Here is a 15,692-nt window from a genome sequence, read left to right as displayed (position 1 = left end):
CACGATCCCGGCGCGCACGCCGTTCTCGTTGACCGGCAGGGCCTCCGACCCCGACGGCGACCCGGTGACCTACCTGTGGGAGCAGGACGACCCCGGTGGCGAGACCGGAACCCCGTTGGTGGACAACGCGAAGACCGACGGGCCGCTGTTCCGCGTGTTCGGCACGGCCGCGGTCGTCAGCGACGAGGACGCGCTGGAGTACCGCTCCCCCGGCCAGAACAGCGCGACCACCGACCCGACGAGGGTCTTCCCCGACCTCGCGCAGGTCGCCGCGGGCAACACCAACGCCGTGACGGGCCGGTGCCCGACCGCCCCGCCGCCCCCGGCGCCGGAGACCGGTGGCGGCACGAACGTGCCCGCCGACGTCGTCGACTGCTACTCGGAGTTCCTGCCCACCGCGGACTGGGTGGGCGTGGACGGCTCGCGCACCCTGCACTTCAGACTCACCGCCCGCGACGGCAGGCCGGGCGGCGGCGGGATCGGGACGGCCGACACCGCACTGGTGGTCGCGCCGGACGCGGGCCCGTTCCTGGTGACCTCGCACGCCTCCACCTCCTCCCACCGGGGTGGCTCGCGGCAGCCGGTCACCTGGGACGTGGCCGGGACGACCGCGGCCCCGGTCGGCACGACCGCCGTGCGGATCACCTTCTCCACCGACGGCGGACGGACCTTCCCGCACGTGCTCACCCACCGGACGCGCAACGACGGGTCGGAGACCGTGACGCTGCCGAGGGTCGCCACCACCAAGGGCCGGATCAGGGTCGAGGCGCTCGGCAACGTCTTCTTCGACCTCAACGACGCCGACCTCACCGTCACCGGCTGACCGGCTCCCCGACGGCGCCGACGGGTGCGGTCGGCGGTTCCCCGTCCCGGCGAGGGTCGGGACGGGGAACCGGTCGAGGGGTCACGAGCACGCGGTGCCGTTCAGCGTCGCCGCGCTGAACGGCGGCGTTCCCCCGCCGTGGTTCGCGTTGTACCCGACGGTCGCCTGACCACCGGACGCGAGCGCGCCGTTCCACGACGCGTTCTCGACCCGGACCACGTCCCCGGTGTCGGTCCACGTCCCGTTCCACCCCTGCGTGACGGTCACGCCCGGCGCGGAGAACGAGAGCGTCCACCCGGTGATCGACGGTCCCCGGTTCGTGATGACGACCTCGCCGGAGTACCCGCCGGACCACTGGCTGACCACCCGGTGGGCGACCGTGCAGCCGCCACCGGGGTTGTTCCCGGTCGTCGTGGTCGTGGTCGTCGTCGTGGGACCCGCCGCCACCGCCAGGTCGTACGCGCGCTGCGGCACGAACTGGCCCGCCGGGGCGATGCAGCCGTCCGCCTCGCCCGGCAGCTTGACCCACAGGAAGGCGTCGATCCTGGAGTCACCGGTGTTCGTCGTGCTGGGCGTGCCGATCGCGCGACCCGCCGGGTCGCACCACTCCTCGCCCAGCGGACCGTTGCCGTTGCGGCTCGTGTCCACCACCGCCTTGAGCCTGCCGTCGCCGACCGCGCCCAGCACGGCCTTGGCGTAGGCGACCTCGTCGGCGGTGGTGCGGTAGTTGGACACGTTGGTGGAGATGCCGTCGGCGCTGCCGGAGACGTCCGCCGAACGCAACCTGGCAGCGGCCTCCGACGGGCTCAGCCAGGCGGAGTTGCCGATGTCCAGGTACACCTTGGCCTGCGAGGAACCGGACTTGAGCTTCCGGCCCGCGTAGGAGAGCGACGCCTTCGTCTGGTTCTGCTGGTCCGCGTTCTGGCAGTTGCTCATGATCGGCAGCACGTCGGGTTCGAGCACGATCGCCGCCGGTCGGCCCGCCAGTCCCGCCGCGACCTCGTCCACCCAGGCCCGGTAGGCCGAGTGGGAGGGCGCGCCACCGCCGCTGGCCCCGCCGCAGTCGCGGTTGGGGATGTTGTAGACGACCAGGATCGGGATCTTCCCCGCCGAGGCCGCCGCCCCCACGAAGGAGCTGATCTCCGAGCGGATCGCCGAGGTGTTGGTGGTGGTGAACCACCGCGCCTGCGGCACCGACGCGATCCGGTCGCGGATGACCGGCGCCCGCGAGTCGCCGGGGTTGGCGGCGACCCACTTCGCGCTGGAGCTGGACGGGTCGACGTAGAACGCCGAGTCCGCCGCGCCGACGGCCGTGCCGCCGACCGCCAGTGCCGCGACCGAGGCCAGGAGCGCGCTGGAGAGCGCGCCCGCCGCGGCGACCTGCCTTCTCCGCATCATCGGGTGTCCTTTCGGGGATGGGCGAGGACGTGGACCCGGCAGGGGACCTCGGCTTCGGGGTGGATCGTCAGGCGGTCGTGCAGGTCGCGCCGTTGAGCGTGAAGGAGGTCGGTTCGCCCGCGTCGCCGGAGTGGGTCGCCTGGAAGCCGATGCCGACCGACGCGTTCGGCGCCACCTCCGCGTTGTAGGAGGCGTTCCTCGCGGTCACCTGACCGGACGTCGGCGAGTAGGAGGCGTTCCAGCCGGAGGTGATCGTCTGGCCGCTCGGCAGCGTGAACACCAGCGACCAGCCCGAGTACGGCGACGTGCCGGTGTTGGTGATGGTGATCTCCGAGGTCAGGCCGCCCGCCCAGGAGTTGACCGAGTAGGCGACCCGGCACTGCGACGCTCCCGGAACGGTCGTCGTCGTCGTGGTGGTCGTGGTCGTGGTCGTCGTGGTCGGCGGGGTGCCCTGGAACTGGGAGAAGAACTTCCACACCTCGCCCTTGGTCCAGGTCCGGACGCCGCTCTCGCAGTTGCAGCCGTCCACCGCGCCCGGCAGGTGCCCGCCGTCGAACGCGGCCCACACCACCGGGTAGCCTGCCCGGCAGCCCGAGTACGCGGTGGTGATGTGGGTCAGGCTGCCCGCGGCGGGTTCGCGCGGGTTCTGGGCCGTGCAGCCGTTGTTCCGCACGAACCGGTCGCGCAGCGCCCGGCCCTGCGAGATGTTCAGCACCGAGTCGCTGATGCCGTGGATGCCGAGGTAGGCCACGGGCTGCGACCCGCCGTCGCAGCCGCTGAGCTGCGCGCCGGAGAACACCGCCACGGCGCGGAAGACGGAGGACCGACCGCAGGCGAGGGCGTAGCTCATGCCGCCGCCGTAGCTGAACCCCGTCGCGAACCGCTGCGTGGTGTCGACGCAGAGGGCGGCGTCGATCCGGCCGACCATGGCGTCGACGAAGGCGACGTCCTCGCCGCCGTTGTTGGGCCACGCGTTGTCGATGCCCTGCGGCGCCACGAGGATGGCGCTGTTGTCGGACTGCTCCTGCTGCCCGTAGTAGGCCCACGGCGTGCCGCTGGTCCCGCCGGAGGCGACGTCGTTGGCCGTGCCGCCCCACCAGTGGAAGGCGAAGATCACCCGGTACTGACGGGCGCTGTCGTAGTTCGCGGGGACCCGCAGGATGAAGGTCCGGTTCTTGCCGCCGCTCTGGAGCGTGTGCGTGCCGCTCGCCAGACCGGGGGCCTTGCCGCACCCGGCCGTGGCCGCGGTGGCGCCGACCGCGGCGCTCGCCCCGGTGTCGGCGAGGGTTCCGGTCGCGGCCAACCCGGCCGCGGCCAGCACCAGCGACACCGCGGCCGCCCACAGGGATTTCTTCCTCGTCATCGGGGAGCTCCTTCCGTTCCTAGGGCGTCGACAGTTCGAAGCGCTGGACGGTGACGGTGCCGCCGAGGGCCTGGGTGGCGTGGTTGAAGACGCCGAAGCGGTAGCCCATGAAGAACTGCCAGGCGTTGTTGAGGGTGAAGCCGGGGCCGAGCGGGGTGAAGTTCACGCCGTCGGTGCTGTAGGAGAACCTGGCCTGCCTGCCGGAGCCGGGGCGGATGTCGGCGTTGGCGCGCAACCAGACCCGTGTGCCGGGCAGGTCGGCGCTCGCCACCTCCGTGCCCGTTCCGGTGGTCCGCCAGCTGGAGTCCATCGTCAGGCCGTTGACCATGACGACCCGGTTGCGCCCGTTGTCGCGCTTGACGCCGATCCACGCCGACGAGTCGCGCAGCACCGCCAGACCGGTGCGGTCGCCGTCGCGCACCGCCGAGAGGTCGAGGGCGACGGTGGCGGTGGAGGTCGGGCCCTGGATGCGGTGGGTCAGGGTGTTGCGGGCGGAGTAGAGGTCGTTGGTGACGGTCGCGGTGGACAGGCGCAGGCCGTTGCCGACGCTGTACCTGCTCGTGTCGGGGTTGTGGTTCCACTCCCACTGGGGGCCCAGCGCGGAGCCGGTGAAGGTGTCCACGCCGATCATCGGTTTCACCTGCCGGGGAGGGGCGGGCAGGTTCGGCACCGGGTAGGTCGCGCCCCAGCCGCCGTTGACGGTGGTGATGCGCGGCCAGCCGTCCGAGGTCCAGGTGATCGGCGCGAGCACCGGCACGCGTCCGCCGGGGTAGGCGTCGACGAAGGCCAGGTAGTACCAGTCGCCGTTCTGCGTCTGCACCAGGCCGCCCTGGTGCGGCACGCCGCCGCCGGGGATGGGCGTCGGCATGTTCAGCAGCACCTGCTGCACGGTGTAGGGGCCGAACGGGCTGGACGCCTTGAGGACGTACTGGCCGTTGGCCGGTCTGGTCAGCCAGATGTAGTAGCTGCCGCCGCGCTTGTAGAACCGCGCGCCCTCCAGGGTGCCGATGTTCGACGGCGTCTGGAACACCTGCTGCGACCGGACCTCGGACTTCCCGTCCGCCGAGAGCTGGGCGACGCTGATGGTCGTGTTGCCGTAGGCGACGTACATCGTGTCGTTGTCGTCGACCAGCATCCCCGCGTCGTAGTAGCACTTGTCGATCGTGGTGTGGCGGGACCACTGCCCGTCCACGGCGGTCGCGGTGTAGATGTGGGTCTTGGCGAAGTCGACGCAGCCGCCCCAGTAGAACGTCCTGTTGCTCTTGCGGTGGCTGAGGAACGACGCCCAGATCCCGTTGACGTAGGCGCGCGACCCGCTCAGGTCGTACTTCGAGCCGAAGTCCAGCCTGGGCACCGAGTGGCCCGCGAACTCCCAGTTGACCAGGTCGTAGGAGCGCAGCACCGGCGCGCCCGGCGAGTAGTGCATCGTGGACGCGGAGTAGTAGTAGGTGTCGTCCACGCGGATGATGTCGATGTCCGCGAAGTCCTGCCACAGCACGGGGTTCGTGAACGTCGAGGCCCTCGGTCCCGTGGCGCACGCGGGGGACGCGGTGCGGGACGCCGAGCAGTCGGGTGAGGCCTGCGCGGGTGGGATCGCGGTGATCCCACCGCCCACCAGGGCCACGACCGCGACCAGTCCCAGCGTCCACTGGCGTTGACGAGACATCTGCCGTCCTTCCGACGATCGCTAGACGCGGGTCCACCGCTGGTTGGCCTGGCCGTTGCACGTCCACAGGACCAGCCGCGACCCGTTGGCGGTGGCGGCCTGCTCGACGTCGAGGCACAGGCCCGCGCGGGTGTTGCGCAGGGAGCCGTCGGAGCCGAGGGTCCACCTCTGGTTGTCCTGGCCGTTGCAGGACCACGTGATCACCCGCGTGCCGTTGGTGGTGCCCTGGTCGTAGGCGTCGAGGCACCGGTCGCCGAACACCCGGACCTCACCGCCCGCCCACGTCGTCCAGAGCTGGTTCGCCGCGGTGTGGCAGTCCCAGATGAGCGTGGCCGCGCCCGCGGCGGTGGAGGCGTTGTCGACGTCCACGCACCGGTTCGACCCGACGCCGCGCAGGCGCGAGGTCGTGTTCGCCAGCGGGCTGCCGCCGGACACCCGGAACGCGCTCACGCCGTGCGCGGGGACGCTCGCCGAGATCGTGCCGGACGTGCTGGACGTGCCGCCCGTCCACAGGTCGAGCAGGGTGAACGCGCTGCCGCCCAGGCCGATCTGCGCGGCGGTCGTGGAGATCGTCGCGGTGGAGCCGCCCCGGTTGAACAGGCCGACGGCGACCGATCCGTCGGACAGGGGCTTGGCGAACACCTCGGTGGCGCCGTCGTCGCGGACCCGTCGACCGCCCGCGCCGAGCGGGTCCTGGTTCACCGCGAGCAGGCGGGGGTTGCGCAGGACCTGGCTGATGTCGGCGGACATGGTGCGGATGTCGTTGCCCGCCATGAGGGGTGCGGCCAGCAGCGCCCACAGCGCGAAGTGCGACCGCGACTCGGTGAGCGTCAGGCCGGGGCGGCCGACGACGAGCATGTCCGGGTCGTTCCAGTGGCCGGGCCCCGACTGGGCGGCCAGCGGAGCCGTCACGTCCAGGACGTTGCCGACGCCCATCGGGTAGCTGTTGGTGTTGCCGTTCTGCCAGATGTCGAGCAGGTCCTCGGTGGTGCGCCACAGGTCCGCGACCTGGCCCCAGTCGTACTTGTCGCCGGTGATGGCGTGGAAGCTGTTGGGGTTGATGCTGTAGACGATCGGGCGGCCGGTCGCGCGCAGGGCGTCGCGCATGATCGAGAAGCGGGCGACCTGCTCGTCCCGCGTGCCCGCCGACGAGCACCAGTCGTACTTCACGTAGTCGACGCCCCAGGAGGCGAACGACCGGGCGTCCTGGACCTCGTGCCCCTTGCTGCCGGTCGAGCCGGGGTGCGCGCCCGTGCCCTGGGCGCAGGTGCGCTCGTTCGGCACCTGGTAGATGCCGAACTTCAGGCCGCGGGCGTGGATGTAGTCGCCCAGCGCCTTCATGCCGGACGCGAACTTGGTCGGGTGGGCCCGGAGGTTGCCCGCCGAGTCGCGCTGGGGGTCGAACCAGCAGTCGTCCACGACGACGTACTGGTAGCCGGCGTCGCGCATCCCCGAGGACACCATCGCGTCCGCTGCCTGGCGCACCTGCGCCTCGGTGACGCCGCAGCCGAAGCTGTTCCAGCTGTTCCACCCCAGCGGCGGGGTCAGGGCGGGGCTGCCGGGGGCGGCGGCCGACGGTTGGGGAAGAGCGGTGAGGAGTGCGGCCACCACCGCGGCGATCACGAGGTGAACCGTTCTTCTGCGCGGCACGGGCGTCTCCTTCCGGGCACGGCGGGGACACCGCGGACGCCGGGGACGTCCGCGGTGCTCACCCCCGTGGTTCAGCGGGTGGAGTGGGTCGTGGTGGACGCCGCGACGGGATCACGAGCGCGACCGCGCTCGGATGGGGCAGGGGTCGTCACGGCGGCCCTGATGAGCAATCTATCGACGCCCGGCGGAAGGCGTCAAAGCTAAATGTGAGCGTTCACTTTAGCTACCTTCGTTTCAGGCCAGCAAGACCTGCTGTAACGATCATGAGAGGTGTGAACGTGCGCAGTCCCGATGACCGAGGTGGACCAGCGGGGCGGTCACCGCCTTCACCGAGCCGCCCGTCCGGACCGGCATCGGAACGCGGTGGACCGCGGCGGTCTCCGCGAGCCGACCACGCCGCTCGGCCGCGGCGAACAGGACCTCGACGGCCGTGGCGCCGAGCCGGTGGTGCGGGAGCACGACGGTCGTCAGCCGAGGGCGCAGCCACGAGGCGATCGGGTGGTCGTCGAACGACATCACGGCCACGTCGTCCGGTACGGACAGGGCGGCGTCCGCGAGAGCCTGGTAGGCCCCGAAGGCCAGGCGGTCGTTGAAGCAGAGCAGGGCCGAGGGCCTGCCGCGGCGCAGCAGCTCGCGGGTGGCGTCGTAGCCGTTGTCGGGGCTCCAGTCCCCGCACGGGCGACCGCCCGCCACGGTGACGCCCGCGCGGGCGAACACCTCGTGGATGCCGACGAGCCGCTCCACGGCGGCGATGCTGCGCGCGGGCACCCGGTGCAGTTCGGGACCAGCGCCGATCAGGTGGATGCCCTCGCGGTGCCCGGCCTCGACGAGCACGCGGGCCGCGGCCCGACCGGCCTGCACCTCGTCGGGCAGCACCGACGGCAGCGACGAACGGCCGACCGGCAGGGCGTTCAGGAGCACGGCGGGGCCGTCCTCCAACCCCTTGGGCACGATCACCCGTCTGGTGAACATGCTCGCGAACACGATGCCGTCGACCCGGTGGTCGCGCATGGCCTCGACCAGCGACCGCTCGACCTCGGGGTCACCGCCGCTCTCGCCGGTGAAGAGCACGCACCCGCGCCCACCGGCCGCCTCCGCCGCACCCCGCACCATGTCGCCCGCCAGCAGGGACGACACGACGAAGTCGGTGATCAGACCGACGGTCCGCGTGCGCGCCCCGCGCGGGCCGTCGGCGACCGCGTGGCGCCGGTACCCCAACTCCTGGGCGGCATCCCGCACCCGGCGCTCCGCGGCGTGCGAGATGCGCAGGGCCCTGCCCCTGCCGGTCAACACCAGTGACGCGGTCGTGGGGGAAACACCACTCGCCTTGGCCACGTCGGCCAGCGTCACGCGCTGTCGTCCCACCGCACATCCTCCGTCTCGACGGCGATCAAACCGAATCAACGGACATAGGCACCCGGCAGGACACCCGTTGAGAAACCTGATGTTAACACCGACCGGCCCGCGGGAAACGGCGCCGAATCACCGTTCACACGTCTGCCAATAAAACGTTTCACATAGCCGGGTCATTTCCCCTCGGCCCGCGCCACCCATTCGTCGAGCCCAACGGCGGTTTCAGCGCTGCAACCGGCCGGGATCCCCGGCGGCGGCCCGGCGCACGAGCCACGCCTCGGTGATGTGGGTGAACATGGCCCCGGCGGCGCCCACCCCGTCACCCGCGGCGATGCGCTCGTAGACGCGGCGGTGCCCCCGGTTGGACGCCTCGCACAGGTCGCGCCCGCTCACGCCCACGTAGCCCGCCTCGGTGGCGACCTGGCTCTCCAGCGCGCGGATCACGCCGCGGGCGATGCGGTTGCCCGACGCCCGCATGACCGTGTCGTGGAAGGCCCGGTCCTGCTCCCGGTAGGCCACGGGGTCGTGGACGAGGCCGTCCATCCGGTCCACCAGCGCCCGCAGCTGGTCGAGGGTGGCGCCGTCGGCCGTCCGCGCGGCGACCTGCGCCATGTCGGACTCCAGCAGCCGCCGCGTCACGACGAGGTCGTCCAGGATCGCCAGGCTCTCGTCCTCGGCGATGGTGGCGGCGAGGACCATCTCGTCGAGCATGTTCCAGGCCACGACCGGGTTGACCGTCGTCCCGGCCCCCTGCCGCACCTGGACCAGGCCCTTCTCCTGGAGGACCTTCACCGCCTCCCGGACCACGGTCCGGCTCACCGAGAACATCCCGCACAGGACGGGCTCGGGGGGCAGGGCGGTCCCCGGCGGGTGGACGCCCCGGACGACGCGCTCCACGAGCTCGGCCGTGACCGCCTTCGCCAGGTTGTTCGGCCGACGGGCCCACGCGGGACCCGCGGGCACGGCCGCGGTCGGCTCGGAACCGGTCGTCGTCATCGTCCCTCCGGGTGAACTGGCCAGCTCACCCACTATGGCACGCGGTCACGATGCGTCACGCCGTTGACGGCAGACGTCATACGAGTTAACTTTCGTTTCGTTCGGCTCCCGCGCCCGGCCGCCGTCCTCGACGATGAGGATGAGCGGCGGTTGGAGCACGGAACCGAACACCGAGTGCCGTTTTCCCCTTTACGCGGGTAACGACCGGTTTCACTCCGCGAGTGCCGAGATCGGACCACCGAACGCCTTTCCGCGGCGTGGTGGATCCCCAGACTCCGGCGACACCGGGAAAGGCCTCCCGTGGCGCTGGAACACCTCCGCCGCGCAATTCCGCACACCAGCACGTCGCTTTCCGCGCCCTTGTCCCTGACCCCCGGCCGGCGACGGGACCGCGAGGTACGCCGCCGCGGCCCCCACCGTGCGACGACGACACCGCCCCGAGGCGGCGTCGGAGCTAAATTGTTAGCGCTCACTCGGACGACATCGCGTCTCTTTAGGCCGATCAAGTGGCGTTGGTCAATGCGGCAATCCACTGCCTTGTGAACGCAAACATCCACTGCCACACTGCTCAACGCCCCGTCTCGACGCGGGAGTCACGGCGTCGGGCCCGGACACCTCCGCGGACCTCGCGCGCGGTCCGACCATCCAGCCCATCACCGCCCGGACGCTCCGGGCGGTCTTCGGAAAGCGTGGACGATGAACCTGACATCGAGGTCAGTGTCTCGAACCGCGATCGTGTCGACGGTCCTGGCGGCCTCGCTCGGCGCGACGCTGATCGTCACCACCTCCGCGAGCGCGGCGACGACCCTCGGGGCCGCCGCCGCCCAGACCGGCCGCTACTACGGCACGGCCGTGGCGGCGGGCAAGCTCGGCGACTCGACCTACGTGAACATCCTCAACCGGGAGTTCTCCATGGTCACCGCCGAGAACGAGATGAAGTGGGACGCCACCGAGCCCAACCGCGGCCAGTTCAACTACACCAACGGCGACCGCATCCTCAACCAGGCGCTGTCCAACGGCAAGCGGGTGCGCGGCCACGCGCTGCTGTGGCACCAGCAGCAGCCGGGCTGGGCGCGGGGGCTCAGCGGGTCGGACCTCCGCTCCGCGGCGATCAACCACGTCACGCAGGTCGCGAGCCACTACCGGGGCAAGATCTACGCCTGGGACGTGGTGAACGAGGCGTTCGCCGACGGCGGCTCCGGCGGTCGTCGCGACTCGAACCTCCAGCGCACCGGCAACGACTGGATCGAGGCGGCGTTCCGCGCCGCCCGCGCGGCCGACCCGAACGCCAAGCTCTGCTACAACGACTACAACACCGACGGCATCAACGCGAAGTCCACCGGCGTCTACACGATGGTCCGCGACTTCAAGGCCCGCGGCGTGCCGATCGACTGCGTCGGGTTGCAGTCCCACCTCACCAACGGCCCGCCCGGTGACTACCAGGCCAACATCCAGCGCTTCGCCGACCTCGGCGTGGACGTGCAGATCACCGAGCTGGACATCGCGGGATCCAGCCAGGCCAACGGTTTCTCGTCGGTGACCAGGGCGTGCATGGCCGTGGCCCGCTGCACCGGCATCACCGTGTGGGGCATCCGCGACACCGATTCCTGGCGCACGGGCGAGAACCCGCTGCTGTTCGACGGCTCCGGCAACAAGAAGGCCGCCTACACCTCGACCCTCAACGCGCTCAACGCGGGCGGGACGACCGTTCCGGGTGGCCCCACGACCACACCACCCGATCCCGGTTCCGGCAGCTGCACCGCGTCGGTGTCGCTCAACCCCTGGACCGGCGGCTTCGTCGCCACCGTGACGGTCACCGCGGGGTCCTCGGCCCTGACCGGCTGGAGGGTGACCACCGCGCTGCCGTCCGGCACGACGGTCACGGGGTCCTGGAGCGCGGTCGGCAGCGGTACCACCGGCACGGTCACCTGGACCAACGTCGACTACAACGGCGCCGTCGCCGCCGGGCGGTCCACCGAGTTCGGCTTCCAGGGCAGCGGTAGCGCCGAGGGGCTCTCCCCGACCTGCACCGCCGCGGCCGCACGGGAGGCGCGATGACCTCGTCACCGTCGAGGTCCACCAGCCGCGTCGCCGCACTGCTCGGACTCGCGCTCCTCGCGAGCGGGTTCGCCGCCGTCACCCCCGCCAGGGCGGACAACCCGATCGTGCAGCACGTCTACACCGCCGACCCGGCACCGCTGGTGCACAACGGCCGCGTGTACCTCTACACCGGGCACGACGAGGACGGCTCCACCTACTTCACCATGAAGGACTGGCGGGTCTGGTCGTCGGCCGACATGGTGAACTGGACCGACCACGGCTCCCCCATGAGCGTGGGCACGTTCAGCTGGGCCAGCAAGGACGCCTGGGCGGGCCAGGCCGTCGAGCGGAACGGCAGGTTCTACTGGTACGTCCCGGTGGTCAACCGGGCCACCGGCCGCATGGCGATCGGCGTGGGTGTGGCGGACAGCCCCACCGGCCCGTTCCGCGACGCCATCGGCCGCCCGCTGGTGGAGAACGGCGAGATCGACCCGACCGTGATGATCGACGACGACGGCCAGGCGTACCTGTACTGGGGCAACCCGAACCTCTGGTACGTGAAGCTCAACAGCGACATGGTCTCCTACTCCGGCAGCGCCACGAAGATCCCGCTCACGACCGCGGGCTTCGGCACCCGCACCGGTGACCCGAACCGGCCCACCCTCTACGAGGAGGGGCCGTGGGTCTACCGGCGCAACGGCGTGTACTACAACGTCTTCGCGGCCAGGTGCTGCTCGGAGTTCATCGCCTACTCCACCGCCCCGAGCCCGACCGGGCCGTGGACCTACCGGGGCACCGTCATGCCGACCCAGGGCAGCAGCTTCACCAACCACGCGGGGATCGTCGACTACAAGGGCTCCTCGTACTTCTTCTACCACAACGGCGCGCTGCCCGGCGGGGGCGGCTACACGCGGTCCGTCGCCGTCGAGAGGTTCACCTACGGGGCCGACGGCTCCATCCCGACGATGTCCATGACCACCGCGGGCCCGCCGCCCGCCGACACCCTCGACCCCTACGCCCGCCAGGAGGCCGAGACCATGGCGTGGGGCTCGGGCATCGAGACCGAGGTGTCCTCCGAGGGCGGCATGAACGTCGGCTACGTCGACAACGGCGACCACCTCAAGGTCCGCAACGTCGCCTTCGGCGCCGGCGCGGCGTCGTTCAGCGCACGCGTGTCCTCGACGGTGTCCGGTGCCGCCGTGGAGGTCCGCACCGACGGTCCCAACGGGACGGTGGTCGGCCGCTGCACCGTCCCCAACACCGGCGGCTGGCAGGCGTGGACCACGGTGTCCTGCCCCGTCAGCGGCCTGTCCGGCACCCGCGACCTGTACCTGCGGTTCAGCGGCGGCAGCGGCTACCTGCTCAACGTCAACTGGTGGCAGTTCACCAGGACGACCTAGTGGTGGGCCACCGTCCACCCACCTCGACGAAGGGGAGCACGTTCGTGACCAGAACAGGGACCACCGGCCCGCGGACCAGCGGGCGGAACCTCGCCGGTCTCGCCGCCGCCGTCGTCACCGTGCTGCTCAGCGGCCTGGTGACGGCGCTCGCGGCGACACCCGCCTCGGCGGCGACCGTCGACACCACCGCGTGGTACGTGCTGGTCAACCGCACGAGCGGCAAGGCGCTGGACGTCTACAACCTCGCCACCGACGACGGCGCCCGCATCACCCAGTGGACCCGCAACGACGGCAACCAGCAGCAGTGGCAGTTCGCCGACTCCGGCGGCGGCTACTACCGGCTCAAGTCCCGCCACTCCGGCAAGGTCCTCGACGTGCACAACTTCTCCACCGCCGACGGCGGGGCGATCGTGCAGTGGGCCGACGGCGGCGGCACCAACCAGCAGTTCCGCCTCGCCGACTCCGCCGACGGCCACGTGCGCCTGCTCAACCGCAACAGCGGCAAGGCCGTCGAGGTCCAGGGCGGTGCCACCACCGACGGCGCGAACGTCGTGCAGTACACCGACTGGGGCGGCGCCAACCAGCAGTGGCAGCTCGTCCGCGTCGGCTCCGGCGAGCAGCCCGGCACCGGCCTGCCGTCCTCGTTCCGCTGGAGTTCCAGCGGGGTGCTGGCCGGGCCGAAGTCCGACGCGAGCCACAACATCGTGTCCATCAAGGACTACACGGTGGTGCGGTACAACAACCAGTGGCAGGTCTACGCCACCACCGCCAGCCGTTCGGGCGGCTGGAACCTGGTGCACTTCGCGTTCTCCGACTGGTCGCAGGCCGCGAGCGCCACCCACACGTTCCTCGACACCGCCTCGGGCGTGGGGACCGGCTACCGGGCGGCGCCGCACCTGTTCTACTTCGCGCCGCAGAACCTCTGGTACCTGGTCTACCAGACCGGCCTGCCGAGCTACTCGACCAGCACCGATCCCAGCAACCCCCGGTCGTGGTCCACGCCGCGCAACTTCATGTCCGCCGAGCCCGACATCGTCCGGCAGAACAAGGGCAACGGGAACTGGCTGGACTTCTGGGTCATCTGCGACTCGGCGAACTGCCACCTGTTCTCCAGCGACGACAACGGTCACATCTACCGCGCCCAGACCAGCGTCGCGAACTTCCCCAACGGGTTCGGCGGCACGGTCATCACCCTCCAGGACTCCAACCGCAACAACCTGTTCGAGGGCTCCGCGGTCTACAAGGTCGACGGCCGCAACCAGTACCTGCTGCTCCAGGAGGCCATCGGATCGACCGGCCGCTACTACAGGTCCTTCACCTCCAGCCGCGTCGAGGGGCCGTGGACCGCGCACGCGGCGAGCGAGTCCAACCCGTTCGCCCGCACCAGCAACACCACCTTCCCCGGCGGCCAGTGGACCAGGGACATCAGCCACGGCGAGCTGATCCGCTCCGGCAACGACCAGACGCTGCCGATCAGCCCCTGCAAGCTCCAGTTCCTCTACCAGGGCCTCGATCCGAACGCGGGCGGCGAGTACAGCCAGCTCCCGTACCGCATGGGCCTGCTGACCCAGACCAACTCGCCCTGCTGACCGGTTCGGTGCCCCCGAACCCCCATCCCGACGAGGAGGATCGATGACCGCGCCCAGGACCGACACCCGCGCACGGCGCACGGCCGCGGCAGGTGTCGTCGTGGCACTGACCGCCGCCGCGGCGGCCGTGCTCGGATCCCAGCCCGCCTCCGCCGCCGCGGGCTGCCGGGTCGACTACACCATCGGATCGCAGTGGCCGGGCGGGTTCGGCGCGACCGCGGTCGTGACGAACCTCGGCGACCGGATCAGCGGCTGGCGGCTGTCCTGGACGTTCGCCGGGGACGAGCGCGTCACGCAGTCGTGGAACGGGACGCACACCCAGTCCGGCGGCCGGGTGACCGCGGTCAACGCGGCGTGGAACGGCGACCTCGCCACCGGTGCCGCGGTCTCGTTCGGCTTCAACGCCACGTCCAGCACCAGCCCGGCCACGCCGGCGGCGTTCACGCTCAACGACGTGGTGTGCACCGGCTCGACCACACCCACGACCACCACGACGACGACCACGACCACCACGACACCGGCGCCGGGACGTTCCCTGGTGGACAACGACTTCCCGGTCACCCGCGAGGGCGCGTACGGCGACAACCGCTTCACGGTCTTCCGCCCGTCGAACCCGCAGGCCGTCGACCGACCGCTGCCCGTGCTGGCGTTCGGCAACGGCGCGTGCGCGCACACCAACAACAGCGAGGTCACGAGGGCGCTGACGGTCGTCGCGTCGAAGGGCTTCCTCGTGGTGGACATCGGGTCGGTGAACGGGTCGGCCAACGGCCTGCCCAGCGGCTCGCCCATCCCGTCGCTGCTGACCGACGCGATCACCTGGGCCGAACGGGAGCAGCAGCGCTCCGGGTCCCCGCTGGCGCAGCGGCTCGACCTGACGAGGGTGGCGACCGCGGGCCACTCGTGCGGCGGCCTGGAGGCCCTCGTCGCCGCCCAGGACCGCCGGGTGTCCGGGGTGGTCTCGCTGAACAGCGGCTTCTTCGCCGACGGCTCGTTCGGCTACCCCCGCTCCGAACTCGCCAAATTGCACACACCGGCGCTGTTCATGGACGGCGGGTCCTCCGACGTCGCCTACGCCAACAACCAGGCGAACTACGACCTGGCCACCGTGCCCGCCGTGCTGGCCAGGCAACCGCGGGCCGGGCACGGCGGGTTCATCTCCGGCAACGAGGTGGTCGACGGCATGACGACAGTCGTGCAGTTCCTGGACATGGTGCTCTACGGCAACCAGGCGGCGCGGACCTACATCCTCGACCCGTCGGGACTCGCCTCCCGGAGCCCGTGGACGGTGGCGAAGAAGAACTTCTGACGCCTCGTCGGGGTGCTCGCCGCGGGGAGCACCCCGACCGGCGGGAAGGGTGGGCGCCTCGTCCGAGCCGGACGCGATGACGCCGAAGGCGCCCGCGCGGGTGATGTC

11 protein-coding genes are annotated in these 15,692 nt (G+C 71.3%); 5 read left to right on the top strand and 6 right to left on the bottom strand.

Annotation, left to right across the window (positions count from 1 at the left end):
- Nucleotides 1–823, top strand: an 823-nt coding sequence (locus AC156L_RS13760; RefSeq protein ID WP_484406889.1) for a hypothetical protein, incomplete at its 5' end; no start/stop codon positions are given.
- Nucleotides 824–904: 81 nt separating this feature from the next.
- On the opposite strand, the gene AC156L_RS13755 is transcribed toward AC156L_RS13760, so the two are convergent.
- The 6 genes from AC156L_RS13755 to AC156L_RS13730 form a co-directional block, all read right to left on the bottom strand.
- Nucleotides 905–2,221: a glycoside hydrolase family 6 protein gene (locus AC156L_RS13755; protein ID WP_330875323.1), complete on the bottom strand. Its 1,317-nt coding sequence runs from the start codon at nt 2,219–2,221 to the stop codon at nt 905–907.
- Nucleotides 2,222–2,288: 67 nt separating this feature from the next.
- Nucleotides 2,289–3,584 (bottom strand): CE1 family esterase, encoded by a 1,296-nt coding sequence (locus tag AC156L_RS13750; protein ID WP_484406888.1) that lies wholly within the window; start codon nt 3,582–3,584, stop codon nt 2,289–2,291.
- A 19-nt stretch (nt 3,585–3,603) separates the two neighbouring features.
- Nucleotides 3,604–5,250 carry a glycoside hydrolase family 43 protein gene (locus tag AC156L_RS13745; protein ID WP_330875321.1) on the bottom strand — a complete coding sequence of 549 codons (1,647 nt, stop codon included), beginning with the start codon at nt 5,248–5,250 and terminating at the stop codon, nt 3,604–3,606.
- A 21-nt stretch (nt 5,251–5,271) separates the two neighbouring features.
- Complete coding sequence (locus AC156L_RS13740; RefSeq protein WP_330875320.1) at nt 5,272–6,900, bottom strand: glycoside hydrolase family 27 protein; 1,629 nt, start codon at nt 6,898–6,900, stop codon at nt 5,272–5,274.
- 261 nt (nt 6,901–7,161) lie between these two features.
- Nucleotides 7,162–8,265: a LacI family DNA-binding transcriptional regulator gene (locus AC156L_RS13735; protein WP_330875319.1), complete on the bottom strand. Its 1,104-nt coding sequence runs from the start codon at nt 8,263–8,265 to the stop codon at nt 7,162–7,164.
- Between the two features lie 210 nt (nt 8,266–8,475).
- A complete protein-coding gene (locus AC156L_RS13730; protein ID WP_330875318.1) occupies nt 8,476–9,249 on the bottom strand; it encodes a FadR/GntR family transcriptional regulator in 774 nt (257 codons plus the stop codon).
- Between the two features lie 696 nt (nt 9,250–9,945).
- Between AC156L_RS13730 and AC156L_RS13725 the strand changes: the two genes are divergently transcribed.
- From AC156L_RS13725 to AC156L_RS13710, 4 genes are read left to right on the top strand one after another with little or no spacing between them, the layout of a single operon-like run.
- The gene (locus AC156L_RS13725; protein ID WP_330875317.1) at nt 9,946–11,307 is read left to right on the top strand and encodes a glycoside hydrolase family 10 protein; all 1,362 of its coding nucleotides are present in this window, start codon (nt 9,946–9,948) and stop codon (nt 11,305–11,307) included.
- The gene (locus AC156L_RS13720; RefSeq protein ID WP_330875316.1) at nt 11,304–12,689 is read left to right on the top strand and encodes a glycoside hydrolase family 43 protein; all 1,386 of its coding nucleotides are present in this window, start codon (nt 11,304–11,306) and stop codon (nt 12,687–12,689) included. Before AC156L_RS13725 ends, AC156L_RS13720 begins: the two co-directional genes overlap by 4 nt.
- 44 nt (nt 12,690–12,733) lie before the next feature.
- Entirely contained in the window at nt 12,734–14,278 is a 1,545-nt protein-coding gene (locus tag AC156L_RS13715; RefSeq protein WP_330875315.1) for a non-reducing end alpha-L-arabinofuranosidase family hydrolase, read from the top strand.
- Between the two features lie 43 nt (nt 14,279–14,321).
- Nucleotides 14,322–15,584: a cellulose-binding domain-containing protein gene (locus tag AC156L_RS13710; RefSeq protein ID WP_330875314.1), complete on the top strand. Its 1,263-nt coding sequence runs from the start codon at nt 14,322–14,324 to the stop codon at nt 15,582–15,584.
- The last annotated feature ends 108 nt before the right edge of the window (nt 15,585–15,692 follow it).

Source organism: Umezawaea sp., from assembly GCF_057122925.1.
This window is presented reverse-complemented; position numbering and strand designations above follow the sequence as displayed.